Source organism: Deinococcus sp. KSM4-11 (genome assembly GCF_004801415.1).
Classification (GTDB): domain Bacteria; phylum Deinococcota; class Deinococci; order Deinococcales; family Deinococcaceae; genus Deinococcus.
This window is the reverse complement of sequence record NZ_SSNX01000002.1, coordinates 423,909-448,536: the sequence shown is the minus strand read 5'-3', so window position 1 is coordinate 448,536 and position 24,628 is coordinate 423,909. Positions and strand designations below refer to the sequence as shown.

Genomic DNA, 24,628 nt, shown 5'->3' with positions numbered 1-24,628 from the left:
CCCCGGTTATCGCCTCGCCGGGTCAATGCGGCATGAAAGGGCGGCCCGAAGGTGGAGCGCTTCACCCGCGCGTCCGGGGGTGCGAGCGCAGGCCTGGACGCGGGCTTGACGCGGGTGACCCACACACCGTTACTCCTGGGTCGTCAGCGAGGCGGGACTGGGGTGCTGCAGCTTCACCTGGTGGGTGTTCTCCTCCCAGTCCGTCCCAAACAGGCGGGTGAACTCCAGCGTGGCGTGGACGCGCAACCCGGCCGCACCGAAGCGCACGAGCCACAGCCCGAAGGCCCCCTTCACGGCCTGGAGGTCATGGGCGTCCTGCCAGCCATCCCAGCCACAGTGCAGGGTGAAGGGCACCGGCGCCTCGATGACCAGATCACGGGCCGCGGGCAGCTCCTGCACCGGGGTCTCGTTGCGCCAGCGCCACTCCGTGGCCGGACGCGGCAGGGCGTAGCGCGCCTCGACGCCGCGCAGGCGCTCGACGGGAAAACCAGCCTCGCGGGCCACGAGCAGCTTGAGGAATTCGGCGTGAGTCCAGACCAGGGGCATGGCGCTCCCGGACGGCCGCCCCGGGAACAGGCCGCGCTCGGGGATGGCGGCCGCGTCCCAGACCTGTTCGGGCAGCAGGCCGCCGGCGCTGGCACAGCGCGCGATGGCCTGGATGAAGCTCAGGGCGTCCTCGCCGGCGTCCAGCGCGAGGTGACCACGTTCGCCCGTCAGCAGCGGCCACGCCCGCCCGATCCCGCTGCCGTCGAAAGGGCGGCCGTCGTCATGTTCGCCGTACCCGTCACTGTTGTAGCGGTGGTACAGGTCGCCGCTGGGCGTGCTGACCCTCAGCAGGGCGTCCACGACCGTCACGGTGTCGCGGACGCGCGGATCGGTACCGGACCGCAGGCCCAGCCGCGTCAGGTAGGAGAAGTCCAGGCTGACCAGGGCCGACGCCATGACCGTCTCGCCCATGCGATTCCGCAGCATCACCTGTCCGCCCAGGCCGCCGTCCGCCTGGGGTGGGGCCAGCCGGACGTAATAGCCGGTCACCTGGAGATCATGGGCCAGGGCCGTGGGCTCCACGTAACACCACGTCTCCAGGCGCTCGTTCCACTCGTCCGCGATGCGCAGCGCGTCCGTGCGCTCCCCGTCCTCCAGCCACTCAGCCCCGGCGACCAACGCAGCAATCGCCACCGCCAGGGTAAAGGGATTCACGCCCGGGTTCTCCTCCCAGCGGTCCTGGTCGCTGGTGGGTCCGGTGCGCGCCACGAACCCCACCGCGCGGCGCACCATCTCGGGCGTGCCCGGAAACTCCGGGGTGCCCAGCTCGCGCAGTTTCGCGGCCAGCAGCACCGGGAAGGCGGTCTCGTCGAGTTGCAGGCCCGTCCAGAAGGGGTCGCCGCTGGGGTAGTTGTTCTGCGGCCAGTGCCCGTCCTGCTGCTGCGTGGCAATGAACCGCGCCAGGATGCGCCGGGCGTCTTCGAGCTGGTCGGCGGCAATCAGGGCGAAGGCCGCCAGGGTCGCGTCACGGGGCCACACCAGGTGGTAGCCGCCCAGGGTATCGGTGCTGTCGCCCCACGGCGTGCTGAGGCTGGCGACGATGGCGCCGGGGAAGGTCCGATCCTCGTGCATTTTCAGGACGGTGGCGCTGAACTGCGCCAGACTCGCCAGTTCGGGCGTGGGCGCGGGGAACTGGAGGTTCTTGCCCCAGGCCGACCACGCGCGGAGGAACTCACGTTTTGCCGCATCGAAGCCCTCCGCGAGGCCGGAGCGGGCCAGGGTCCACGCGCCGCGCGCCGTGTTCGAGAAGGCCAGCGCGATCACGCCGGCCGGGCCGTCCAGCGCGGCGCTGAGCGCCACGTTGCCTGGCCCGGCCTTGCTGTACGTCCAGGTCAGCGTGCCGTGGGCGTTTAGATCCTGCCAGCCGTCCGAGGTGCCCACGATGCCCGCTGACGCCATGGCGAGCGGGACGTCCGCCGTCAGGCACAGCACGTGCCGGTGCTGGTGGGCGAACAGCGCGCCATCCACCCACGCCACGTTCTCGCGTCCGTTCGTGTCGAGGTGCGGAGAGACGATCATGCCCAGCCGGTACGGCCCGGTCAGGTCGAAGCGGATCAGCAGGGCGTCGCGCAGCGGATCCGGGAGCACTTCAAGGGTCAGGGTGTAGTCCTCGCCCGTGTGGACGACGGTGGGCAGCGGCAAATACGGGGCAGGCGTGGAGAGCGCGTAGCGCCGTTCCCGCTTCAGGTCGATCCAGCGGCCGTCCTCACCGAGCAGGTAGAAGGTCAGATCGCGCAACTGGGGTTCGCCAGTCGAGGGCCAGTACACCTCGTTGAGCACCCCGTGCCCGAGCGTGGCCCACACCCGCCCGGGGCCGAGGCTGGTCGTCACGAAATCCTTGTCGCTGCTCGCCCAGGTGGGATTCATCCCGGGCGCGCCCGGCGCGAGGGCACCGTCACCGACCATGGCAAACGTAGGGAGGGTGTTCATGGGGTGGCTCCAGTGACGGGTCTGGCGTTCACGTCGTCATCCCACAGCCGGAATCCGCCGGGGAAGGCGTTCGCGTTGTCGCCCAGGCGCACGCCCTCCGGGAGATCGTGGAGGAGCTCGGCGTTGCCGCCACCCAGCACGACATCGTCGGGTTCCAGCGCGGCCCGCAGGAGGTGGACGACCTCCCCGACCTCCCGGCGCCACTTCTTCCGGCCGCGCTTCTCCAGGCCGCGCAGGCCCACATACTCCTCGTAGGTGTGCTTGCGGTACGGCAGGTGCGCGAGTTCCATGGGTTCGACGATGCCGTCAGCGACCATCGCGCTTCCCAGCCCGGTGCCCAGCCCCAGGAACAGCATCCGGCCGCCCTGGTACGACCCGAGCGCCTGCATGGCCGCGTCGTTGATCAGCTTGACCGGATGGCCAAGCGCACCCGCGAAATCGAATCCCACCCAGCCGGGCGCGAGGTTGTGCGGCTCCAGCACCGGCCGGCCATGTAACACGGGGCCGGGGTAGCCCACGCTGATCACGTCGTAGGCCCAGTCGGCGCACATCGACCGGAGCTGCATGCACATCTGCGCGGGCGTCAGGGCCGGACCGGATTCGAATCTACGCACCTCGTCCCCGGTATTGACCCGGAATTTGACGTGCGTCCCGCCGATATCGACCGCCAGCACCCGACGCGGCGCGGGCGACGGCTGCGGGCGACGGCCTCCCGGCGTGCGCTGGGCCGTCGTGGACGCCACGGGCACGGCAGGCCGCTCCACTGTCCTGGCAGGAGTCATTCGCCCACCCTGCCCGCCAGCGTGGCGGGCACTGCCGGCAGCGGATTCGCGTCGCTGCCGTGAGGCGCAGGTCGCGGCGGGATGGGCGGCGTGGCCCCGGTGCCGCCCAGGTCGGGCTGCACCGCAAGCCAGGGGCCATCGGGGCCGATCAGCGTGTCCGACTCGGGCGGCCCCCACGTACCGGGCGGATACGGGGAGACCGGCACGACCGGGCCCAGGATGGGATCCACGATGCGCCAGGCTTCCTCGACCTCGTCCTCGCGGGCGAACAGGGTGGCGTCGCCGGCCAGGGCGTCGCCCAGCAGCCGCTCGTAGGGGGCCAGGCCGTCCCAGTCCTGCCGGTGCAGCACGAGCTGCGCCGCCTCGCCGGTCATGCCTGCGCCGGGCTTCTTGGTATTCAGGCCCAGCGTGACCTGCACGCCCGGCGTGAGCTGCAACCGCAGCAAATTCAGGGCCGGGGCCGCGCCGAACACGTCCTGCGGCGGCCCCCTGAACTGGATGGTCACGGCGGTACACGTGACGGGCAGCTCCTTGCCGACGCGCACGTTGACCGGCACGTCGGCCCAGCGCCACGAATCGACATGAAAGCGCAGCGCCGCGAAGGTCTCGACGGTGGAGTCCGGGGCCACGCCACGTTCCTGGTGGTAGTCGCTCATCTGGCCGCGCACCACGTCGGCGGGTGCCAGCGTCCGGATCGACTTGAACAGCCGGGCCACGCCGTCGCGGATGGCTTCCTGACCGCCCTGCGCGGGAGCCTCCATCAGCAGCAGGCCCACGACCTGAAGCATGTGGTTTTGCACCACGTCCCGGATCGCTCCCGCCTCTTCATAGAACGTTCCTCGTCCGGCCACGCCGAAGCTCTCGGCCATGGTGATCTGGATGGACTGCACGTGGTCGCGGTTCAGCAGCGGCTCCAGCACGCCGTTCGCAAACCGCAAATACAGCAGGTTCTGCACGGCCTCCTTGCCCAGGTAGTGGTCGATGCGGAACACCCGGTCTTCCGCAAACACCTGATGGATGGTCTCGTTCAGCGCCCGCGCGCTGGCCAGGTCACGCCCGAATGGCTTCTCCACCACGATGCGCGCTCCGTCTGCACAGCCGCTCTGTGCAAGGTGCTGCGTGACCGTGCCGAACAGGCTGGGAGGAATCGCGAGGTAGTGCAGGGGGCGCTGCGCTGTTCCCAGCGCGGCTTTCAGGGCCGTGAAGGTCGCGGGGTCGTTGTAATCCCCGTCGACATAGGACAGCTGCGCGCTCAGGGCCGCGAAGGCAGCCTCGTCCACGCCGCCGTGCCCGGTGAGGCTGGCCCGCGCCCGCGCCCGCAGCTGGTCGACCGTCCAGCCGGACTTGGCCACACCAATCACCGGCATCGTCAGCGTCCCGCGCGCGACCATGGCCTGCAGGGCCGGGAAGATCTGCTTGTACGCCAGATCACCAGTCGCTCCGAAAAACACCAGGGCGTCCGAGGGAAGCGTCCCAGTCATGGGTGTCATACGTCAGGGTAGGGAGTGGGCCTCCTGGGCAGATGAAACGCACGCTGGCCACCACCCAACCCTGACTGACCGACACGTCCAGAGCCGTCCGGCGTCATAGCCTGAGGCCATGGAAGACGCCATCCACTCCGCTCCTTCACCCAACCCTGTCCAGCACGCCACGGTGGACGAGCTCGTCGTCAGAGCGCGCGCGCTGATCGTTCCTGGTGAGCGGCGTGTCCTCGGCATCACCGGGACGCCGGGGGCCGGCAAATCCACGCTATGTGAGGCGCTGGCCTCGGCGTTGGGCGAGGTGGCCTGCGTGGTGCCCATGGACGGGTTTCACCTGGCCAATGAAGAATTGCGGCGGCTGGGGCGGCAGGATCGCAAGGGCGCCCAGGACACCTTCGATGCGGGTGGTTACGCCGCGCTCCTGACCCGGCTCAGGCAAAATACGGGCCAGGTTGTGTACGCGCCGTTCTTCAACCGGGCGCTGGAAGAATCCATCGGCAGCGCCATTCCGGTTCCGCCGCAGACGGCGCTGATCCTCACGGAGGGAAACTACCTGCTGCTGGATGAGGGCGAGTGGCGGGACGTGCGCGCCGCGATCGATGAGGTCTGGTACCTGGAGATCCCGGATGACCTGAGACTCGGGCGCCTGGTGCGGCGACATGAGACCTTCGGTCGCTCGCATGACGATGCCGTGGCCTGGGTCGCGTCGGTCGACCAGAAAAACGCCGCCCTCATCGAGGACACGCGGTCGCGGGCCGATTGGGTGATCCAGCTGACGTAGCCCACCGTCGGCAGTCAGGTGGCGAGCGGGCGACCAGCGGGTTCCAGACGGTGTGACAGCACATTGTCGCCGAGTACAAGGTCAAGTGAGCTGGGAATGAACCCATCCCCAATCCCGCCTCGAAATGAGTGGTTCTTACCATTGCAGACGAGAAAAACAGGGACAAAGGTACTCAGACTGGGCTTGAGAGTACATCTACCCGCTCATAGCATGACCCATACAAGTGAAAGGAGGTTCAGGAGCATGCAGGGTGACCCCGGCTCCCCGCTTCACCCCCAGACGAAGCGGCATCTGCACAACTCGCAGCGGCTCCGCGCCGCCGCCATCCGGGAGTTCGCGCGGCATGGTCTGCACGGCACCAAGGTCAGCAACATCGTGGCCGCCGCACAGTTGACCCAGCCCTCGTTCTACCGCACGTGGCCCAGCAAGGAAGCGGCCTTCGAACAGATCGTGTCCGAAACGCTGAGAAGCTGGCGGGAAGCTGCCACCAGGATCATGGCTGGCCCCAGAACCCTGCCGCTCAGGCCGCGCATGGAACAGGGCCTTTCGAGACTGTACACGCTGCTGGTCGAGGATCTGGAACTCACCCACATGGTGCTGCGAGAAGACCTGAAAAACGCTGACCGCTATCTGCCCTTCATCGACATTTACACGCAGGTTTTCCTGGAGGCCCAGGCCCACCGCCTGATCATCCAGACGCCAGCGGAGACCCTTGCCCAGGCGTACACCGCCATCACCGACCGCCTGTTCTATGCCCGCCTGTACACGCAGGAATGCAGCGTCGGGGACACCGTCCAGGAAGCGATGAGCCTGCTCCTTCCCCTCTTTCACCCCCTCCCCCCGAAGGAGACCCCCTGATGCACCTCACCCGACTGCTGCCCCTGCTCCTCCTCGCCGGCCCGGCGCTGGCCGCCACGCCCCAGTACACCAAGGCGCAGGCGACCGCGGGCGCCAAGACCTACACGGCCCAATGCTCCATGTGCCACGGCACAAAGTTGAGCAACGGTGGGGCCCCGAAACTCGCGGGCCCCATGTTCTTCCAGAAATGGGCGACCAACAGCCTCGACGACTTCCACTTCATCATGTCCAGCACCATGCCGCAGACCAACCCCGGCGGCCTCAAGCCCGTCGAGTACATCAACGTGCTGGCGTACGTCCTGCAGGTAAACGGCTTCAAGCCCGGCACCAAGGCGCTCGCGGTCAAAGATCTGAAGTCGTACACCTTCAAGAAATAACCCTGCACGTCCCGTGACTGTTTGGGACTCAGTCTGGCCATGCGCTGTGGCCAGGGGGTCACTACGTCCTCCAAAGACTACACGCCATCGAAATTTACCTGCCCAGGAGGCAATTATGCGGAAATCAGGAATGAAGGTTGGCATCGCGCTGTGCACTGCCCTGCTGTTCGGTCAAGGACTCGCCATGACGGGCCCCAGCCAGGAAGAGCTGAACAACGCCGACCAGGCGACCGACTCGTGGCTGATGTACAACAAGGGCTACAGCGGCCAGCGCTACTCGCCGCTCGACCAGATCAACACCAGCAACGTCTCGCAGATGCAGCGCGTCTGCACCTTCGAGACCGGTGACGACGGCGGCTTCCAGGTGACGCCGCAGGTCTACAAGGGCGTGATGTTCTTCACGCAGGCCAACCGCACCTTCGCCGTGGACGCCCGCACCTGCAAGGCGCTGTGGGTCAACAAGTACATGATGGACACGTCCTCGGTGCTGACCACCAACCGCGGTCTGGCCATCGCCGACGGCGTCCTGTACCGCGGCACGCCCAATGCCCACGTGATCGCCATCGATGCCGGCACCGGCAAGCAGCTGTGGGATACCAAGGTGGCGGACTCGGCGGTCGGCTACTTCCTCTCCTCCGCACCCATCTACTACAACGGCAAGGTCTTCATCGGCGAGGCCGGCGCGGACTGGGGCATCAAGGCGCACATGTACGCCTTCGACGCCAAGACCGGCAAGAAGGCCTGGACCTTCGACATGATCCCCACTGGCACCCAGACCGGTGCGGACACCTGGAAGCGGGCCGAATCGACCGTCACCGGCGGCGGCAGCATGTGGACGAGCTACACGCTGGATACGGCCACCGGGAAGCTGTACATCTCGGTCGGCAACCCCGCGCCCGACTTCGCCGCGCAGTACCGCCCCGGCGACAACCTCTTCACGAACACCGTGACCGTGCTCGATGCCGAGACTGGCAAGTACGACCACCACTACTCGCAGCAACCGCACGACGACAAGGACTACGACACCGCCGCCGCGCCAGTGCTGTATGACCTCGACGGGCAGAAGCGCCTCGCGGTCGCCACGAAGGCCGGCTGGCTGTTCGGCTACAACGAAGACGACAAGTCCCAGGTCTTCAAGCAGGCCATGATCAAGACCACCAACCAGGAGAAGCCCACCACCCGCGAGGGGCTGCCGATCTGCCCCAACTACTCGGCCGGCTCGCAGTGGTCCGGCCCGTCCTTCGATCCCCAGAACAAGATGCTGTTCGTGAACTCCGTCGACTGGTGCGGCGTCGTGAAGCTCGGTGAGGTGCGCCTGATCAAGGGCCAGCTGTTCTTCGGCGGCTCCATGCAGCTCGACCCGGCGAACAAGGCGGTCGGCAACACCACGGCCTATGACGCCGCCACCGGCAAGCCGATGTGGAAGTACGAGCTGCCCGGTATCCGCATCGTGGGCGGCGTGACCTCCACCGGCGGGAACCTGGTGCTGGCCGGCGCCATGAACGGCACGTTCTACGCCCTGGATTCCAAGAGCGGCAAGGTGCTGTTCAAGGACAACATCGACACCGCCCCGATCGGCGGCGGCGTGTCCACCTACGAGGTCGCTGGCAAGCAGTACATGGCCATCGCGGCCGGCAACACCTCCAAGGGCACTGCAGGCGTGAAGAACGTCGGATCGCGCATCGCGATCTACAGTCTCAAATGAGCGGCCGGACGTTGCTGGGGCTGCTCGGGCTGGCCGCGCTGACCCTGGGCAGTACCGTGCAGGCCGTGACGCTGACGCTCTCGCCCGCCGTGGTGACTGAGGCCCTGAAGGCCGGCGAGGACATGAGCATCAAGGAGGGCGGATACATCCTCGGCTCGTATCTGCTCAAGGCCTACAACCAGGACGTGATCCTGCGCCCCAATTCGCCGGAGATCGACGGGATCGTGCTCGGCACTCCCTTCGAGCGTCTGCGCTACGAGTCGTACCTGGCCCGCCTGGAGGGCAAGCCCCTCACGACAGCCCAGGCCAGCGCATTCGCGCAGAACCTCAACGGCAAGATCACCGTGCGCGTGTACTCCCACAGCCCCTACTCCGTCGCGGACGAGGAAGAGCAGTGGCAGCTGGCGTACAAGACGAACAAGATCACCGCAAATCCCGACAAGGAGAAGAGCTACCTGGACTTCTTCAAGTCGGCGACCATGACCGTCGCGGGGCGCACGTACACGGCCGCTCCCTTGGTGGACGGCCCGTACCGGGACAACTTCACGCTGCCCAGCGGTCAATCGGACTTCCGGAACCTTGGCGTCGTGTCGTACACCTTCGATGTCCCGAGCCTGCCGGCCAGCGGCGCGTTTAAGCTGTCGTTCAAGGACAGCCGCGGGATGCCTTACACGATCAGCGGGAACCTCCAGACGTACCGCTGAGGCATGAAGAGCAGGGGCGGCGGCGTGAGCCTGCCGCCCCTGCTTCAATTCTCGGTGGACGGTGAGGGTCTGCGCCCGAGTTGTCCTAGCGCCAGGAACGCAGGGCGAGCGGCAGGTGGTGGATCTCGTTGAAGGAATCGAGACTGATCCTGCCACCACCGAAGGTCAACCGGGTCATGCTGCCGTTTTTGACGCGCCAGTTCAGGGCGAGGGCGGCCGTGTCCGGTGCACCGAGCACCAGGGCGACCACCGTGCCGATCACACCGCCGCTGGTAAAGACGAGCGCGGTGGAGCCAGAGGGCAAGCACATCAGGTCATCCAGGGCCGCCTGTACGCGCGCCTGGAAGGCCGTCCATGGCTCCACGTCGGGGTGGGTGAGGCTTCCCGCCTGCCAGCCCTTCGCCACCGCTTCGAGATACGTCTGGATGGCCCGGTTGCGTTCGACGCCGGTCGCCGGATCACGGAAGGTTTGCCTGAGGGACGCCAGTGCAGTCTCACGTGATTCCAGCTGAGGCGCCAGGAGACGCACAAGGCCATCACCGTCGTACTCGGCGAGTCGGGGATCACTGGTAGCTTCTGGCCAGTCGGGGCATGCGGCGAGCTCCGCGGTTCTCCGCTGCCGGACGAGCGTGCCGTGGATCACCGCGCTTGGCGTCACGCCCTGGGTCAGCAGCGCCTCGCCGACGGCGCGGGCCTGGGCTTCACCCAAAGGGGACAGCCGGTCGGTGTCGGTGTCGAAGGGCGTGGCCTGACCGTGGCGGACGAGAATCAGTTCACTCATCGGTGGGCACGAGGTCTGCCCCGCCGACCGCATCGCTGTGGGCCGCGATCCGCCGCCACGCTTCCTGGATCAGCCACGTCGCCTGACCGGCCAGCGGCGCAAAACGGGGATCCGTGGTCTGCCCGGCGCGGTAGCGGGCGTAGATCTGTAGGACGATCACGGCGAGCTTGAAATGGCCCAGCACCTCGTACCACGAAAGGCTGCTCGTCACGTGACGACCACTGGACTGTTCGTAGCGGGCGATCAGCTCCTCGCGGCTCAGAAATCCCGGAATGGTCGCGCCCACGGCACTCGGCTCCCTCCCCGGCTGCTCAGGCATCGTCCAGTACGTCAGGGTGAGGCCCAGATCCACCAGCGGATCACCCACGGTCGTCATCTCCCAGTCGAGCAGCGCGGTCACCCGGCCAGGGTCGGTGGGATCAAGCATCAGGTTGTCCAGTTTGAAGTCGTTGTGTACCAGGGTATGGGCGCTTTCGACCGGCGTGTGGGCCTCCAGCCAGGCAATGACCAGTTCGTCGCGCAGGACAGCCGGGGCCGGCAGGTCTCCAGTTCCGTGCAACGCCTCGCGTGCCCGCCGCCAGCGGCCGGCCCACCCGGCCACCTGACGGGCATTGAAGCCCTCCGGTTTGCCGATGCCCGTCAGCCCGGCGGCGGCGATGTCCACGGCGTGGAGGTCAGCCAAGGTGTCGGCCAGGGCCTCGGACATGCGGCGGGGCGCGTCGGGCATCAGCGCGTAGGCGGCGGGGAGCGCCGTTCTGACGACCACCCCGTGACGCCGCTCCATCAGGTAGAAGGGCGATCCGATCACCTCAGGATCCTCGACAACCAAGACAGGCTGGGGTGCCACCGGGAGCACCGGATGGATGCGTTCCAGCAGGTGGGCCTCGCGCGCCATGTCGTGCGCCCCCTTCGGCACCGGCCCCAGCGGGGCGCGCCGCAGGACATACTCGTGCGCTCCGGCCCGGACGAGGTAGGTGAGGTTCGAGAAGCCGCCCGGGAACTGCGCCACACTCAAGTCATCCACGTTCCCTGCCACCCGTCCCCGCAGCGCTTCACGCAGCGCTTCCAGGGGGAGTTCCTCCCCGGGCCGGACGGGCGCCGTGTCGGTTCCGGTCACGACTCTCTGCCCGCTGGGAAGACTGTCTGTCCGCCCAGCAGGGCCATGGCCTTCTTGCGGAGGTGACGCATCTTGCTGAGCCACACCTCGTAATCGTTGGCCTTAGTCTGGAAGGATTTCAGGGTGGTCGGATGGGTCACGATCAGGAACCCGTCGGCCCGCAGCACCTCCAGCGTCTTCTCGACAAGTTCGTCGGTGCTGATGGCCGTCTGCTGGAGCAGGGGAGCGTTCTGGATCATGGGCGTCCATACGCCCTCCGGGCACAGGGCCGCCACTTTGATGCCCCGGTCGCCGTAGGTGATGGCCAGCCACTCGGCGAAGGCCAGGGCGGCATGTTTGGTGACCGCGTACGGGGCCGAGTGCAGTTCCGTCAGCAGACCCGCCGCCGAGGCGGTATTCAGCAGGTACCCCTCACCCCGCTCCAGCATGTGTGGCAGCAGGTGCCGCGCGGCCCAGACGTGACTCATCACATTGACCCGGTGGATCAGATCCCACTGCTTGTCCGGCGTTTCCGGCCCCTCGCCGATGCCGATGCCGGCATTCGAGCAGAACAGGTCGATTCGGCCCTCCCGTGCCAGCACGTCGTCGATCAGGGCCTTGACGTCCGCCTCCTGACCGACATCCGCTGGAACGAAACGCGCCCCGATCTCGGCCGCCTTCGCGGCGCCGCCTTCCGCATTGCGGTCGGAAGCGATCACCGTCGCGCCTTCCTGAACGAAGCGGGCGGCGAGCGCCAGTCCAATCCCCGAGGCGGCGCCGGTCACGACAATCACTTTGCTCTTGAATTCCATGCTGGTCTCCTTGTGCGCCGACTCCAGAACCTGGCAGGCCCCTGGGATGTCAGACGGTCGTTCGCTTCCCTGAGAGTTCTATGGTCATCCTGAATGATGCGAATTCTGATGAGGTCGGTCGGTGTCCTTCCCGCCGTCACGTCTGCTGCGCAGGCGGCCACCAGAGGGAAGGCGATCTATACCGCCAACTGCGCGGGATGCCACGCGCCGACGGGCGCCGGCATGGTCGGCCCGAATCTGAAAGAAGCGGCGGGCTGGTCGTATGTACTGTTCAAACGCGCCATGCTCCAGGGAAAAGACGATAAGGGCGTGGTCTTCAAGGCCCCCATGCCGGTGTGGGGGAAGGTGGGCTTTGCGGGAGATCACGGGAAGGCGCCCACCGCCGCCGAACTGAAGGCGCTCCAGGCATACCTGAACACCCTGAAGTTCAAGTGAAGTTCAGTCCGGCCTGACGTTTGATCTCCACCTTCGCGACGGTCTCGGTGTGCACGATGTCCGGGCCGTCCGCGAGGCGCAGGGTGCGGGCCTGGGCGTACATCATGGCCAGGGGCGTGTCCTGACTGACGCCCGCGCCGCCATACACTTGGATGGCGCGGTCGATGACGCGCAGGGCGACATTCGGCGCGACGACCTTGATCGCGGCGATCTGTCCGCGCGCCGCCTTGTTGCCCACCGTGTCCATCATGTGCGCCGCATTCAGGGTCAGGAGCCGTGCCTGGTCGATCTCCATGCGACTCTCGGCAATTGCCTCGCGCACGTGCTGGTGCCCCAGCAGGGTCGTCCCGAAGGCCGTGCGCTGGCTGGCACGCTGCACCATCAGTTCCAGGGCGCGCTCGGCCTGCCCGATCAGGCGCATGCAGTGATGGATGCGTCCCGGTCCCAGGCGGCCCTGGGCGATCTCGAAGCCGCGTCCCTCCCCGAGCAGCATGTTGCTCGCCGGCACGCGCACGTTTCGGAAGCCCATCTGCGCGTGACCATGCGGGGCGTCGTCGTAGCCAAACACGGTCAACATGCGCTCTTTGGTCACGCCAGGCGCGTCCATGGGCACCAGGATCATGCTCTGCTGCAGGTGCTTCTCGGCGGACGGGTCGGTCTTGCCCATGAAGATGCTGATGGTGCAGCGGGGATCGCCCGCGCCGCTCGTCCACCACTTGTCGCCGTTGATGACGTAGTCGTCCCCGTCCCGCACGATGCTGGACTGGATGTTCGTCGCGTCGCTCGACGCCACGTCGGGTTCGGTCATCGAGAAGGCGCTGCGGATCTCGCCGTTCAGCAGCGGCACCAGCCACCGCTCCTGCTGCTCCGGCGTACCGTAGCGCGCCAGCACCTCCATGTTCCCGGTGTCCGGTGCGGAGCAGTTGAAGACCTCCGGCGCCCACCACACCCGGCCCATGAGTTCGCACAGCGGGGCATAGTCGAGGTTGTTCAGGCCCGCCCCATACTGCCCGTTCCGGCTGCTGGCGGGCGGCAGGAACAGATTCCACAGGCCCGCTTCCTGCGCCCTGGGCTTGAGCTCGTCGATCAGCGGCAGGTGCTGCCAGCGGTCGCCCTCGGCGATCTGCCGGTGAACATCCGCGTCGTTCGGGTAGATGTGCTCGGCCATGAACGCGGTGAGCCGCTCACGCAGATCCCGCGAGCGGGCGGAGACGTCAAATACGGTCATAGGAATTCCTCCTCGGGACTCAGGGCGCGGAAGTGGGCCGTGTGGCCCTCGATGCCAATCAGAACGTCACGGTGCACACCGCCGCCTTCACGCCGGATGACCAGACCCAGCGCGAGGATGCGTTCCAGCGTCGCCTCGGCCGTCGACAGCAGCTCCGACGAGTCGTCGTGTGCCAGACGTTCAGCGATGGCCGCGTCCTCATCGAACAGGGCCCAGTAGGCATCGAAGGCCGGGGTCGGGTGAAAGTCGCAGTACATGGCGAAACTCTCGACGCGCCGCAGAGGCATGCGGCCCAGCGCAACGCCGCCCTGCTCGAGCAGGTAGACCGTCCCGCCGGGCGCCGACGCCTCCTGGGTCACACGTAAACCCGGAACACGCTTTCGGCGGTGCAGGCAGGGCGCGGCTCACCGTCGATCTCGATGGTGTTGAGCACCGTGATCTGGACGTACCCGTCGCCGGGTTCGACGGCCAGGAGCACGGCGCGGTTACGAAGGGTCGAGCCGACCTTCACGGGCGTGATGAAGCGCACGCGGTTCAGGCCATAGTTGACGGTCAGGCGGCTCCCGTCGATGTGAGGGGCGCCACCCCGCGTCATGAACTCGCCAGCGAGCAGCGAGAGCGTCAGGAAGCCGTGGGCGATGGTGGCGCCGAAGGGGCCGTGCGCGGCGCGCTCCGGATCCACGTGAATGAACTGGTGGTCGCCGGTGGCGGCGGCGAAGGCGTCGATGCGCGCCTGATCGATCTCGATCCAGGCCGAGAGGGCCACTTCCTGACCGACATGGGCCGCGAGTTCCTCGGCACGCATTTTTCAGGCCTCCCTGACGCCGACCGGGGCGATGGTGGAGTCTTGAGAACCGGGCGTAACGGGCCTGTCGGCGCGCGCGACACCATGGCATTTCCTGGCGCGCCGCCCCTCGCCACGTGCCCACCGCACCTCTTCCCACCCGTCCTGCGGGGTCAGATCCGGGCGCAGGGCGGGGCGGATTTCCACGCGGCTGGATTCGACATGCCCCAAGCGCGTCCTCCAGGCCGTGGGGCGGGCACTGGCTCGAGTGCCGCGCCGCATGGGTTCCAGCGCAGCGGCACTGTCCGATCCAGAGACGGTCATACGCTGCTGGAGCCGCCGTCCACAGCGATGTTCTGCCCGGTCATGTAGGCGCTGGCGTCGCTGGACAGCAGCAGCGCGAGGCCCTTGAGATCCTGATCCGTGCCCAGCCGGTGCATGGGCGTGTGCGAGAGGATCTGCTGCTCGCCGTAGGCGAGGGTGCCCCTGGTCATCTTGGTGGGGAAGTAACCGGGACAGATGGCGTTCACGGTGATACCGTGTCCGGCCATCTCGGCGGCCAGGGCGCGGGTGAAATTCACCACGGCACCCTTGCTGGTGTTGTAGGCCAGCGTGGGTGACATGCGCGGGTCGTTGCCCTGCAGCCCCGCGACGGAGGCGACGTTCACGATGCGTCCCTTGCCCCGCGGCAGCATGCAGCGTTTCAGGACCGACTGCGTGATCAGGAACATGCCGGTCACGTTCACGTTCATGACCTTCTGCCACGCGTCCAGGGGGTGATCCACGGTGGGCGCCCCCCAGGTCGCCCCGGCATTGTTCACCAGGATGTCGATGGCACCGACGTCCGCGTGGATGCGCTCGATCAGCGGATCCAGGGTGTCGAAGGCCCCGAGGTCTCCCACATACACGTGTGTAGGTACGCCCTGGGCGACCAGGTGGGCCTGGGCTTCGTCGAGTTCGTGCTGCTTGCGGGCGGTCAGGACGATGGTCGCGCCGTATTCGCCGAGCGCCTCGGCAATTTGCAGCCCCAGGCCGCGCGACCCGCCAGTGATCAGGGCGACGCGGCCACTCAGGTCGAAGAGACTCTTCAGGGACATAGGGGTGCCTTCATGGGGTGCCTCCGGGTGGCTTGACGGTGGCACCAGCATAGCCAGAAATGTACGTGCGCGTCAATTTTGAACGGGAACGGACATGGCCTCGACCGCCTGAATGAGCTGGTGTGAAAAAATCGGTATTTGCCCTCTACAGCGGCAGATGTAAGAAAGATGTGTGCCCCGCCCGCCTAGGGTCGGAGCACATGGAACATCCACTCATCCAGACATGGAACCTCGGTTACATAGGCCTCTCCTACGTGATCGCCACCCTGACCTCCTTCGTGTCACTCGAACTGGCAGGCCGGGCCGGGCGTGACCGCAACATCGGCTCCAACCACTTCTGGCAGATCGCGCAGGCGCTCTTACTGGGCTACGGCATCTGGGCCATGCACTTTGTCGGCATGCTCGCGCTGCACAGCAATATGCCCTCCTCCTTCCAGCTGCTGCCCACGGTGCTCTCCGGTCTGGCCGCCGTGGCCCTGGTCTATCCGGCGCTGCGCATCCTGCATGCGGGCGCCCTGAGCCTGGGCCGCTTGGCCGTGGCTGGCACAGTCGCCGGCAGCGGCATCGTGGTCATGCACTACCTGGGCATGGCGGCCTACCGCATGCCTGGCACCACCGTCCAGGTCATCTGGGCTCCGCTGGTCGCCTCGGTCGTGATCGCCATCGGCGCCAGCATGGTCGCGCTCTTTCTGTTCGGGCTGCTCGCCAGCGACTGGGCAGCGCAGCGCCGGCGCGTCCTGCTTTACAGCGTGAAGACCGTGGCCGCCCTGGTCATGGGCGTCGCGATCACCGGCATGCACTACACGGGCATGGCCGCCCTGCGGTACGCCATCGATCCCGCCGCCGAAGCGAACCTGATGGCCGTTCAGACGTCCGACGCCGGGATGCTCGCCCTCGTGATCGGGGTGGTGTCCTTCCTGCTGATCGGCCTGGCCGTGACCACCATCGCCATGGACTCCACGGGCACCCTCGAGGCCTCCCAGACCACCGCCGCCACCGACTGAACCCGGCTTCCCCCCACCCCAACATTCCGCACACCATTCATTCCAAAGGAGATCCACCATGGCACGCATCCTGATCGTCGACGACTCGCAGGCCGACCTGAACTTCCTCGAAGCCGCCCTTCGCCCCGCCAACCACGCCGTCACGGCCATCACTGATCCAGAGGCCGCCCTGGACGCCGCGCTGCGCGAGAAGCCGGATCTGGTCATGATCGACGTGGTCATGCCCGGCCGCAGCGGCTACGACGTCGCCCGCGCCATGAAGCGCACCGCAGAACTCTCGGATCTCAAGGTGATCTTCGTGTCCAGCAAGGGCAATGACACCGACGTGAAGTGGGGCCTGCGTCAGGGCGCCGTGGACTACGTGGTCAAGCCCTACACCCCTGAACAGGTTCTGGGCATCGTCGCCCGGCACCTGAACTGAAGCGTCCATGACCCGCGCGCTGCTCGTCGAACTGGCCGGGGTGGCCATCGCCATCCCCGCGGAGGGCGTCCACTGTGAAGTGCTGGAGTCCGGCCGCACCACCGGCCTGCCCGTAGCGGCGCCCCTGCTGCTGGGACTCACCGTCATCCACGGGCGCGCCGTTCCCGTCGTGAACCTCGCCCACCTGCTCGGCACCCCTGGACACGGTACGGCCGACCTGAACGTCCTGACCGAGGTGGACGGTGAAGGACTGGCCCTGCCGGCCGACCGCACCCTGGGCCTGATCCGCCTCCCGGACGCGCCCACCCAGGCCACGCCGCTCAGCGAACCCACCCCGCTGCCCTCCCCGGACGGCACCGGGCAAGTGATGGTGCGCACCCTGAACGCCCCGGCGCTGCTGGCCTCGCTGCGGGTGCACCTGGAGCGGGTCTAACCGTGCATTCCGACTACCCCTGGCTGCCTGTGCCGCCCGATCCCGGCCTCCGCACCGACGCTGATCCCCTGAAGGAGCCCTCAGCATGACCACGATCCAGAACCTGAACAACCTCGCGCCCAATGCGGCCCCACACCAGGGCGAGGCGCCGCTTCGCCGCGAACACTGGCTCGACCGCCTCAGCGTCAGTCAGAAACTGGGCCTGATGGCCCTGGTGATGGGCGCCCCGGTCATCGCCCTGAGCGCCTCGCAGCTGTACCAGGGCTTCCAGACGGGCAGCCGCTCGGTCGCTGAACTGGGCGGCCTGCAGGACCTCTCCACCCTGACGGCCCTGCAGTCGAGCCTGTACACCTTCACGTCCGGTCACGTCGCCCGCAACGCGAAGGTGACCCAGCAGGGCAAGACGCAGACGGAAGCCAACCTCAATGCCCTGACGGCCCGCCTGCGTGGCCAGGCGGCCACTGAGCTGCCGACGCTGCGCACGTCCTGGAACAGCCTGCTGGAGTACTCGCGGACACGCGACACCTTCACGGTCATCAATAACTACCAGACACTGCTGCAGACCAACCAGCAGCCGCTGACCGAGGCGATCCTCTCGGACGCGGGTCTCGACCTGGAACGTTCCCCGGAGATCGAGGCGCTGCTGGCCTCCAGCAAGCAGGCGGCGCTGCTGACCCGTCAGCTGCAGCTGCTCTCGATGGACGCCGTGCTGCTGCGTGAGCCCTCGGCCGCCGGGCTGGAAGCCCAGCTGACCCAGCGCAACATGTACATGGCCTCCGACGCGCTCGCCTCCTACCAGATCGCCCTGAACCATGCCTACAGCCTCGATCCTAGCCTGAAGCAGCGGCTGGGCGACCTGAACACCACCGCGGTCACCGCCGCGCAACAGGCGCTCGATCTGACGCAGCAGGTGCTCAACAGCGGCATGGTCACGCCCGCCCTGGTTCAGGCGTACACCGCCAGCCTCGACGGCCTGGGCAAGGGCTATCAGGCCACGGTCGCCGACCTGGATCGGCAGATCCGGGCGCGGATGCGGCAGGATTTCCTGCACCTCGGGCTGCTCACCGCGCTGGTGCTCGCCGCCCTGCTGGCCGCCGGCGCGCTGCTGTTCACCATCATCCGGCGCATCACGCAGCCGATCCGGCACCTGACGGACGCCTCGCACCGCATGGAACAGGGGCAGTTCGGCGTCCAGGTGCCGGTCACCTCAGCCGACGAGCTCGGCACCCTGTCGCGCACCTTCAACACCGCCACGCAGCAGATGCGCCGCAACCAGGAGCTGAGCGAGTTCCAGCTGTTTGAGGCCGGGCAGCTCCAGCAGCACATCTCCGAGTTCCTCGACGTCACCATGAAGATCGCGGACGGCGACCTGACGCGGCGTGGCGCCGTGACTGAGGACGTCCTGGGGAACGTCGTCGATTCCATCAACCTGATGATCGAGGAACTGGCGCAGACCCTGGGCGCCGTGCGGCAGGCGTCCATGACCGTGACCGACGGCTCGCACGCCATGCTGGGCAGCGCCGAGCAGATCGAGGACGGCACCCGCACGACCAGCGCCGAGGCGCAGCGCATGAGCGCGCAGGGACAGGAGCTCAGCCAGGGCATCCGCACCATGGCCGCCATTGCGCGCGCCTCCGCCGAGGCCTCCCGCCGCGCCCTCGCCGCCTCGCAGCAGGGCGAGCAGGCTGTGGGCGCCACCCTGGAGGGCATGGACACCATCCGCGCGTCCGCCCAGGATACCGGCGAGCGGGTGCAGGCCCTGGCGCGGCGCTCTGACGAGATCGGGGAGATCGTGGAGACCATCTCGCACATCGCCTCGCAGGTGAACCTCCTTGCGCTGCACGCGTCCATCGAGGCGGCCGGCGCCGGAGCGGCCGGGACGCGCTTCGCGGTCGTGGCCGAGGAAGTGCGCCAGCTGGCCGACGAATCCACGGCCGCCACCGCCCGCATCGGCACCCTGATCGCGGAACTGCAGGGCGACATCGCCCAGGTCGCGCGCGGCGCCCAGGAAAACGCCGCCCAGGTCGCGCGCGGAGTGGAGGTGGCCGGCAGCGCCGGTGACCGCCTGCGTGAGATCGGCGAACTGGCAGGCATCACCGCGCAGCTCGCACAGAACATCTCGGCCGCCACCGACCGTCAGGTGGAGGGCGTCGCGCAGATGACCGAGGGCACGCGGCAGATCGCCTCCGTGGCCACCGCGTCGCAGCACTCCGCCGCCCAGGCCCGCGAGGCCGCCGGACAGCTCACGGAACTCGCCCGGAATCTCGACTCCACCCTTGCCCGCTTCCGCCTGAGCTGACCCCCGTCTGCCCTGCCCACCACCGAGGAGTTTCCCATGCTGCACAAGATCACCACGCCCCTTCCCGCCCCCACGGTCAAGCGCCCGGACACGCTGTTCGGAGCGACCACCCAGGTCTCTGCCGGGCTGCTCGCACGCCTGAGCGTGAGCCAGAAGCTCGCGCTGAGCGCCGCGGCCTTCGCCCTGCCCATCGCGGCCGTGATGGTGCTGGCCGTGCGTATCCACCAGGACAACATCGGCTTCGCGCAGCGCGAGGTGGCGGGCACCGCGCAGGTCAGCGCCTTCCAGCAGATGCAGGCCGGCATGATGGCCTACGTCAATGCCACCACCGAGAAGAAGACGGCCGAAGCCGCGGCCGCCGCCACCCAGGTCAAGAAAGCGTTGAACGTGTTGACCACCGAGGCTGGCAACCAGGGGCTGTTCGATACCCGCACCGCGTTCGAGTCGGTGGCCTCCGGGTGGTCGTCCCTGCAGAAGTCCGATGTCGGCTCCGGCGGCATGATCGCGGTGTCCAGCTTCACCCAGCTCTCCAAGGAGCAGCTGCTGCCCGGTCTGGAAACCCTGTTGCAGGACGCGAACCTGAGCCTCGATCCCAAAGTCTCCTCTTACAACGCCATCCAGAGCGCCCTGGTGAAACTGCCTGAAGTGCAGCTGCGTCTGGCCAGCATGTACCTGCTGGCCGACGCCCTGGCCCGCGTCCAGGGGCAGACGGCGGTCGTGTCGATCCTCGAACCCCAGTTCCGTGAGGAAGCCATCCGTGCCGGTGTGGCGCTCGACGCCGCCATGAGCGCCGCAAAACGCGCCCAGCGGGCCGACGAGTCCCTGACCGATTCCCTCGGGGCCGTGGTGAACAACCTGGCCGAGGTGCGCCAGTCGCTCAGCATCGGGGCCACGTCCGGCATGACGGAATACAGCGCCCTGCAGGCGGACGCCCTGCAGGCGGCCAGCATCCAGGTCGGTCAGGCTGTCCGGGCGGGGAACGCCGAGATCTCGCGCCTGCTCGCCGCGCGCCTCGCCGATACCCGGCGCCTGATGCTCCAGCAGCTCGCCGCCCTGGGGCTGCTGACCCTGGCCGCCACCGTGCTGCTGCTGATGATCGGCCGCGCCATCACCCGCCCGCTGGCAGGGCTGGCCCGCGCCGCCGGTCAGCTGGCCCGCGGTGACCTGGATGCCGAGGTGCCCGTCACCACCCGCGACGAGGTGGGGGTCGTGGCCGGCGCCTTCAACGACGCCATCTTGAAGCTGCGCGCCAACGACGAGCGCAACCAGGTCAGCCTGCGGGAATCCGAGGACCTGCAGCGCAACATCGGCGCCTTCCTGGACGTCACCATGGACATCGCCGAGGGTGACCTGACCAAGCGCGGCACGGTGTCCGAGGACGTGCTGGGCAACGTCGTCGATTCCATCAACCTGATGACCGAGGAGCTCGGCAGCGTGCTGAAGTCGGTGCAGTCGGCGTCGCAGTCGGTCGCGCTGGGCTCCAAGGAGATGCTGGGCAGCACCGCCGAGATCCAGCAGGGCGCGCAGCTCACCGCCGAGGAAGCGCAGCGCGTGTCCGAACGGGTGCGCGCCGTCACGCACGCCATCCGCAGCATGGCGCAGGCGGCGCAGGCTTCTGCCGAAACGGCCCAGCAGGCGCTGCTGGCGTCCCAGCAGGGGGAGCAGGCCGTGACCGGCACGCTGGACGGCATGCAGAACATCCGCCGCGAGGTGCAGGGTATCGCCAAGCGCATCAAGACGCTGGGTGACCGCTCGCTGGAAATTCAGGAAATCGTGGACACCATCTCGCAGATCGCGCGGCAGACGAACCTGCTGGCGCTGAACGCCTCGATCGAGGCGGCGGGTGCCGGCGAGGCCGGCGGCCGATTCAGCATCGTCGCCGACGAAGTGCGCAAGCTGGCCGACACGTCCTCGCAGGCCACCGCGCGCATCGCCGGACTGATCAAGACGGTGCAGGCCGAGATTCAGGACGTGGTCGTCAGCGTGGAGGACGGCACCCGCGAGGTGGAGCAGGGCTACCACGTGGCCGGCACCGCCGGGGAACGCCTGCGGCAGATCGGCATGCTCTCGCAGCAGTCGGCGCAACTCGCCGATGAGATCGCGCAGGCCACGCAGGCGCAGGTGCAGGGCGTGGAGCAGATGGGCGTGGCCGTGCAGTCGATCGCCACGGTCGCGCGGCAGTCGCAGTCGTCGGTGGAACAGGGACGTCAGACGGCCCAGCAGCTCGAGCAGCTGGCCGAGGAACTCAACCGCAGCCTGGAACGCTTCCAGCTGCCGGCCTGAGCGTGAATGCGATGGAGCGAGCCGAACTTCTTCCGGCCTTCCTGAACGAGGCCAGGGCCGACGTGACCACCCTCCGGTCGGGCGTGGACGACCTGCGCGCCCCCGCAGGCGGCGAGGACGACGCCGTGAAGCTGGGAGCCCTCTCCATCGTGGCGCACCGCATGCGCGGCAGCGCGGGCCTGTACGGGTTCCCGCAGCTCTCGAAGATGGCGGCCCTGCTGGAGCGGGTGCTGGAAGCCCGGCCCCAGCTGGATCACGACGGCCGAGAGACCTTTACCACGCTGCTGGGCACCGCCGTGCAGATGCTGGACGAGGGTCTGGACGACGTGGAACAGGGCCGCCGCGAATCCGACCTGGGTCTGCGCTTTACCCGGGCCGGCGGCGCGACGCAACTGCAGGCGATGCTGCGGGCCCAGCCGCAGGCCTTCGTGCCCCGCCCGGTCATGAACAGCGCGGCCGACCTCGACGACCTCGGCTTCGGGGGAGCCACAGCGGCCGCGACGCCTCAGGACGGGCTGGAAGGCACCCTGCGGACGTTCGCGACCGAACAGGCCGAGGTGTGGGAGTACTTCGCGCCCGAAGTGCGGGAGCACCTGGGGAACCTGCGTGCCCAGCTGGACGCCGCCGAACCCGACCTGGACGTCACATTCCGCGCCGCCCACACCATCAAGGGCAGTTCGTTCATGGTGGGCCTCCAGCCGCTGGGCGACTTCGCGCACCGTCTGGAAGACGTCCTGGGCGCCGTTCGCGACGGACTGCTCCGGATGGACCTTCCCCTGCGCGACGACCTGCGCCGCTCCGCCGACCTGCTGGAGACCATGCTGCGCGTCGCCGAGGGCTCGGGCGAGGAGGTGCAGGCGGCCCTGGACATCCAGGCCGCGCGTCTCGCGCAGATCGCGAGCGGCGAGACCAGCGTACCGGTGCACGTCGCGGACGCCGGCCCGCGGCCGGAAGCCCCCGCGGTTTCGACGGAATTGGCCACCCTGCGCGTCCCGGCCCGGCAGCTCGAGGGGCTGATCGACCAGATGGGCAGCCTGGTCACGTCCCGCTCCCGGTTGGGACAGTCGCTTGGACGCCTGGACGAGTTGCAGCGCGCCATGCAGGACAGCCAGGACCGGTTCGGTCGGGCTGTCCGCGATTTCGAGGAACGCTATCTCAACCCGGACATGCTGCGCGCCGCCGGCGATACCCGCCCAGACCGCGCCGGCCCCGCACTGGCCGAGGACTTCGATGAGCTGGAACTCGACACCTACTCCGACCTCAACATCCTGGCCCGCTCGATCACCGAACTGAGCGCCGACTTCGCGGAGGTCCGCCGCCGCCTCGACGGCGCGATCAGCGACCTGCAGACCGAGCACGAGGACATGGGCAAGCTGCTGCGCCGCCTGCGCGTGGACGTCACGCAGACGGCCCGCGTACCCTTCTCGCAGGTCACGGCGCGGCTGCGCCGCTGGGCGCGCGAGCACAAGGATCGCCTGGAGTTCGTGACGCGCGGCGACGACCTCAAGGTCGACAGCGCCACCCTGCAGCGCCTGGGGGAACCGCTGCTGCACCTGCTCACCAACGCCCTGCACCATGGTCTGGGCAGCCAGGAGTTGCGCGCCGCCACCGGGAAACCGGCCGTGGGCCGCGTGGAGTTGAGTGCCACGCTGCAGGGCTCCTTCCTGGAGATCACCGTGCAGGACGACGGCCGCGGCCTGGATTACGTGGCCATCCGAGAGCGCGCGCTGGCCCGCGGCCTGCGATCCGCGCACGAACTCAACGCCATGGAAGACGAGGAGGTGGCCCGCCTGATCCTGCTGCCGGGCCTGTCGACTGAGGCGCAGGTCAGCACCCTCGCCGGGCGCGGCGTCGGGATGGACGTCGTGGCGAACACCACCCGCCAGCTCGGCGGGGAACTGCTGATCCGCAGCCGGGCGGGTGAGGGCACCGCCTTCACCCTGCGCCTGCCCACCACGCGGCGCATCATGGACGTCCTGCAGGTGCAGGTCGGTGCGGTGCCGCTGGCCTTCGCCGTGGCAGGCATCCGGGCGCTGCGTGAATTGCCGGAACACGAGCTGCGCATCGGGGAGAGCGGCTTCGAGGCTCCTTTCGAGGGCCGCTGGGTCCCGGTCATCGACCTGCGCGACCTGTGGGGCGTGCCCTCCCAGAACGACACCTTCTCGCTGGTGATCCTCTCGACCCTGGCCGGAGAGGTCGCCGCGCGGGTGGATACCTTCGGCAGCATCGAGGAAAGTTCCGTCGCGCCTCCGGGCAGCCTGCTCGGCACGCTGGAATACCTGAGCGGCACGGCGCTGTCGGCCACGGGCGAGGTGTTGCCACTGCTCGAACCACAGGGCCTGCTGCGCCTGGCCCGCCGTCCGGACGCGTGGCTGCGCACCGAACACGACACCCGGCAGAGTGCCGTGCGCGGCCGGCTGCTGCTGGTCGACGATTCCCTGAGCGTGCGCCGCGTCGTGGGCCGCATGCTGGAACGCGCGGGCTTCACGGTGGAGACGGCGAACGACGGCCAGGACGCCTATGAGCGTCTCCAGCTCGACGACGGCTATGACGTGGTCGTGAGCGACCTGGAGATGCCGCGCATGAACGGCTTCGAGCTGCTCTCGGCGTTGCGGGGCCGCCCGGCCACCGCCGCCCTGCCGGTCGTGATCATGACGACCCGCGCCGGCGAGAAACACCAGCGCCTGGCCTTCAGCCTGGGGGCGACCGACTACTTCACCAAACCCGTCAACGAGGCCCTGCTACTGCGCCGCGTGGGCAGTCTGGCCGGAGCGGGCACCTGACCATGCCGA

The 24,628-nt window shown here is 68.1% G+C and carries 22 protein-coding genes; 12 read left to right on the top strand and 10 right to left on the bottom strand.

Annotated features, from left to right (window positions below):
• Positions 1–129: 129 nt before the first annotated feature.
• The 3 genes from E7T09_RS09155 to zwf are packed head-to-tail and all read right to left on the bottom strand — an operon-like array spanning position 130 to position 4,738.
• Positions 130–2,475 (bottom strand): glycoside hydrolase family 15 protein, encoded by a 2,346-nt coding sequence (locus E7T09_RS09155; protein ID WP_205746968.1) that lies wholly within the window; start codon positions 2,473–2,475, stop codon positions 130–132.
• Positions 2,472–3,257, bottom strand: a complete 786-nt coding sequence (locus E7T09_RS09150) for an ROK family protein (RefSeq protein WP_136388859.1) — start codon at positions 3,255–3,257, stop codon at positions 2,472–2,474. The genes E7T09_RS09155 and E7T09_RS09150 overlap by 4 nt, the downstream gene beginning before the upstream one ends.
• Complete coding sequence (gene zwf, locus E7T09_RS09145) at positions 3,254–4,738, bottom strand: glucose-6-phosphate dehydrogenase (protein ID WP_136388858.1); 1,485 nt, start codon at positions 4,736–4,738, stop codon at positions 3,254–3,256. Before zwf ends, E7T09_RS09150 begins: the two co-directional genes overlap by 4 nt.
• A gap of 118 nt (positions 4,739–4,856) precedes the next feature.
• Between zwf and E7T09_RS09140 the strand changes: the two genes are divergently transcribed.
• The 5 genes from E7T09_RS09140 to E7T09_RS09120 all read left to right on the top strand — a co-directional run bounded on the left by E7T09_RS09140 (position 4,857) and on the right by E7T09_RS09120 (position 9,163).
• Positions 4,857–5,519 carry a nucleoside/nucleotide kinase family protein gene (locus tag E7T09_RS09140; RefSeq protein WP_136388857.1) on the top strand — a complete coding sequence of 221 codons (663 nt, stop codon included), beginning with the start codon at positions 4,857–4,859 and terminating at the stop codon, positions 5,517–5,519.
• A 243-nt stretch (positions 5,520–5,762) separates the two neighbouring features.
• On the top strand, positions 5,763–6,377 hold the full coding sequence (locus E7T09_RS09135; protein WP_136388856.1) for a TetR/AcrR family transcriptional regulator: 615 nt from the start codon (positions 5,763–5,765) through the stop codon (positions 6,375–6,377).
• A complete protein-coding gene (locus tag E7T09_RS09130) occupies positions 6,377–6,754 on the top strand; it encodes a cytochrome c (RefSeq protein WP_168734776.1) in 378 nt (125 codons plus the stop codon). The genes E7T09_RS09135 and E7T09_RS09130 overlap by 1 nt, the downstream gene beginning before the upstream one ends.
• Positions 6,755–6,869: 115 nt before the next feature.
• Positions 6,870–8,459 carry a PQQ-binding-like beta-propeller repeat protein gene (locus E7T09_RS09125; RefSeq protein WP_136388854.1) on the top strand — a complete coding sequence of 530 codons (1,590 nt, stop codon included), beginning with the start codon at positions 6,870–6,872 and terminating at the stop codon, positions 8,457–8,459.
• Positions 8,456–9,163, top strand: a complete 708-nt coding sequence (locus E7T09_RS09120; protein ID WP_136388853.1) for a hypothetical protein — start codon at positions 8,456–8,458, stop codon at positions 9,161–9,163. The genes E7T09_RS09125 and E7T09_RS09120 overlap by 4 nt, the downstream gene beginning before the upstream one ends.
• An 85-nt stretch (positions 9,164–9,248) precedes the next feature.
• Here the strand turns inward: E7T09_RS09120 and E7T09_RS09115 are convergent, their stop codons facing one another.
• Genes E7T09_RS09115 through E7T09_RS09105 form a run of 3 tightly spaced genes read right to left on the bottom strand, consistent with a single transcriptional unit; the run spans position 9,249 to position 11,852 of the window.
• Complete coding sequence (locus E7T09_RS09115; RefSeq protein WP_136388852.1) at positions 9,249–9,944, bottom strand: histidine phosphatase family protein; 696 nt, start codon at positions 9,942–9,944, stop codon at positions 9,249–9,251.
• Entirely contained in the window at positions 9,937–11,061 is a 1,125-nt protein-coding gene (locus E7T09_RS09110; protein ID WP_136388851.1) for a phosphotransferase family protein, read from the bottom strand. The genes E7T09_RS09115 and E7T09_RS09110 overlap by 8 nt, the downstream gene beginning before the upstream one ends.
• Complete coding sequence (locus E7T09_RS09105) at positions 11,058–11,852, bottom strand: SDR family oxidoreductase (protein WP_136388850.1); 795 nt, start codon at positions 11,850–11,852, stop codon at positions 11,058–11,060. Before E7T09_RS09105 ends, E7T09_RS09110 begins: the two co-directional genes overlap by 4 nt.
• Before the next feature lie 93 nt (positions 11,853–11,945).
• Here E7T09_RS09105 and E7T09_RS09100 point away from each other — a divergent pair, with 93 nt between their 5' ends.
• The gene (locus E7T09_RS09100; protein WP_205746967.1) at positions 11,946–12,287 is read left to right on the top strand and encodes a cytochrome c; all 342 of its coding nucleotides are present in this window, start codon (positions 11,946–11,948) and stop codon (positions 12,285–12,287) included.
• On the opposite strand, the gene E7T09_RS09095 is transcribed toward E7T09_RS09100, so the two are convergent.
• The 4 genes from E7T09_RS09095 to E7T09_RS09080 form a co-directional block, all read right to left on the bottom strand.
• On the bottom strand, positions 12,280–13,515 hold the full coding sequence (locus E7T09_RS09095) for an acyl-CoA dehydrogenase family protein (RefSeq protein WP_136388849.1): 1,236 nt from the start codon (positions 13,513–13,515) through the stop codon (positions 12,280–12,282). The two genes, E7T09_RS09100 and E7T09_RS09095, sit on opposite strands and share 8 nt — an antisense overlap.
• Entirely contained in the window at positions 13,512–13,874 is a 363-nt protein-coding gene (locus E7T09_RS09090; RefSeq protein WP_240741704.1) for a hypothetical protein, read from the bottom strand. The genes E7T09_RS09095 and E7T09_RS09090 overlap by 4 nt, the downstream gene beginning before the upstream one ends.
• The gene (locus tag E7T09_RS09085) at positions 13,871–14,320 is read right to left on the bottom strand and encodes a MaoC family dehydratase (protein WP_136388848.1); all 450 of its coding nucleotides are present in this window, start codon (positions 14,318–14,320) and stop codon (positions 13,871–13,873) included. Before E7T09_RS09085 ends, E7T09_RS09090 begins: the two co-directional genes overlap by 4 nt.
• Before the next feature lie 299 nt (positions 14,321–14,619).
• Positions 14,620–15,396, bottom strand: a complete 777-nt coding sequence (locus E7T09_RS09080) for an SDR family oxidoreductase (protein WP_136388847.1) — start codon at positions 15,394–15,396, stop codon at positions 14,620–14,622.
• A gap of 200 nt (positions 15,397–15,596) precedes the next feature.
• Between E7T09_RS09080 and E7T09_RS09075 the strand changes: the two genes are divergently transcribed.
• From E7T09_RS09075 to E7T09_RS09050, 6 genes are all read left to right on the top strand, one after another.
• Positions 15,597–16,400, top strand: coding sequence for an MHYT domain-containing protein (locus E7T09_RS09075; protein WP_136388846.1), 804 nt, complete (start codon positions 15,597–15,599; stop codon positions 16,398–16,400).
• A 58-nt stretch (positions 16,401–16,458) separates the two neighbouring features.
• The gene (locus E7T09_RS09070) at positions 16,459–16,821 is read left to right on the top strand and encodes a PleD family two-component system response regulator (protein ID WP_136388845.1); all 363 of its coding nucleotides are present in this window, start codon (positions 16,459–16,461) and stop codon (positions 16,819–16,821) included.
• A gap of 7 nt (positions 16,822–16,828) precedes the next feature.
• Positions 16,829–17,254 (top strand): chemotaxis protein CheW, encoded by a 426-nt coding sequence (locus E7T09_RS09065; RefSeq protein WP_136388844.1) that lies wholly within the window; start codon positions 16,829–16,831, stop codon positions 17,252–17,254.
• 85 nt (positions 17,255–17,339) lie between these two features.
• Positions 17,340–19,553, top strand: a complete 2,214-nt coding sequence (locus E7T09_RS22515; RefSeq protein ID WP_136388843.1) for a methyl-accepting chemotaxis protein — start codon at positions 17,340–17,342, stop codon at positions 19,551–19,553.
• Between the two features lie 36 nt (positions 19,554–19,589).
• Entirely contained in the window at positions 19,590–21,836 is a 2,247-nt protein-coding gene (locus E7T09_RS22210) for a methyl-accepting chemotaxis protein (protein ID WP_240741703.1), read from the top strand.
• An 11-nt stretch (positions 21,837–21,847) separates the two neighbouring features.
• On the top strand, positions 21,848–24,619 hold the full coding sequence (locus tag E7T09_RS09050) for an Hpt domain-containing protein (protein ID WP_136388842.1): 2,772 nt from the start codon (positions 21,848–21,850) through the stop codon (positions 24,617–24,619).
• Positions 24,620–24,628: the final 9 nt, after the last annotated feature.

Excerpts from the sequence above, each read along its gene's own strand:
- E7T09_RS09155 (WP_205746968.1), bottom strand. The coding sequence starts at position 2,475 with ATGAACACCCTCCCTACGTTTGCCATGGTCGGTGACGGTGCCCTCGCG.
- E7T09_RS09065 (WP_136388844.1), top strand. The coding sequence starts at position 16,829 with ATGACCCGCGCGCTGCTCGTCGAACTGGCCGGGGTGGCCATCGCCATC.
- E7T09_RS09100 (WP_205746967.1), top strand. The coding sequence starts at position 11,946 with ATGATGCGAATTCTGATGAGGTCGGTCGGTGTCCTTCCCGCCGTCACG.
- E7T09_RS09105 (WP_136388850.1), bottom strand. The coding sequence starts at position 11,852 with ATGGAATTCAAGAGCAAAGTGATTGTCGTGACCGGCGCCGCCTCGGGG.
- E7T09_RS09095 (WP_136388849.1), bottom strand. The coding sequence starts at position 13,515 with ATGACCGTATTTGACGTCTCCGCCCGCTCGCGGGATCTGCGTGAGCGG.
- E7T09_RS09130 (WP_168734776.1), top strand. The coding sequence starts at position 6,377 with ATGCACCTCACCCGACTGCTGCCCCTGCTCCTCCTCGCCGGCCCGGCG.
- E7T09_RS09050 (WP_136388842.1), top strand. The coding sequence starts at position 21,848 with ATGGAGCGAGCCGAACTTCTTCCGGCCTTCCTGAACGAGGCCAGGGCC.
- E7T09_RS09085 (WP_136388848.1), bottom strand. The coding sequence starts at position 14,320 with ATGCGTGCCGAGGAACTCGCGGCCCATGTCGGTCAGGAAGTGGCCCTC.
- E7T09_RS09135 (WP_136388856.1), top strand. The coding sequence starts at position 5,763 with ATGCAGGGTGACCCCGGCTCCCCGCTTCACCCCCAGACGAAGCGGCAT.
- E7T09_RS09140 (WP_136388857.1), top strand. The coding sequence starts at position 4,857 with ATGGAAGACGCCATCCACTCCGCTCCTTCACCCAACCCTGTCCAGCAC.
- zwf (WP_136388858.1), bottom strand. The coding sequence starts at position 4,738 with ATGACTGGGACGCTTCCCTCGGACGCCCTGGTGTTTTTCGGAGCGACT.
- E7T09_RS09080 (WP_136388847.1), bottom strand. The coding sequence starts at position 15,396 with ATGTCCCTGAAGAGTCTCTTCGACCTGAGTGGCCGCGTCGCCCTGATC.
- E7T09_RS09115 (WP_136388852.1), bottom strand. The coding sequence starts at position 9,944 with ATGAGTGAACTGATTCTCGTCCGCCACGGTCAGGCCACGCCCTTCGAC.
- E7T09_RS22515 (WP_136388843.1), top strand. The coding sequence starts at position 17,340 with ATGACCACGATCCAGAACCTGAACAACCTCGCGCCCAATGCGGCCCCA.
- E7T09_RS09075 (WP_136388846.1), top strand. The coding sequence starts at position 15,597 with ATGGAACATCCACTCATCCAGACATGGAACCTCGGTTACATAGGCCTC.
- E7T09_RS22210 (WP_240741703.1), top strand. The coding sequence starts at position 19,590 with ATGCTGCACAAGATCACCACGCCCCTTCCCGCCCCCACGGTCAAGCGC.
- E7T09_RS09125 (WP_136388854.1), top strand. The coding sequence starts at position 6,870 with ATGCGGAAATCAGGAATGAAGGTTGGCATCGCGCTGTGCACTGCCCTG.
- E7T09_RS09070 (WP_136388845.1), top strand. The coding sequence starts at position 16,459 with ATGGCACGCATCCTGATCGTCGACGACTCGCAGGCCGACCTGAACTTC.
- E7T09_RS09120 (WP_136388853.1), top strand. The coding sequence starts at position 8,456 with ATGAGCGGCCGGACGTTGCTGGGGCTGCTCGGGCTGGCCGCGCTGACC.
- E7T09_RS09150 (WP_136388859.1), bottom strand. The coding sequence starts at position 3,257 with ATGACTCCTGCCAGGACAGTGGAGCGGCCTGCCGTGCCCGTGGCGTCC.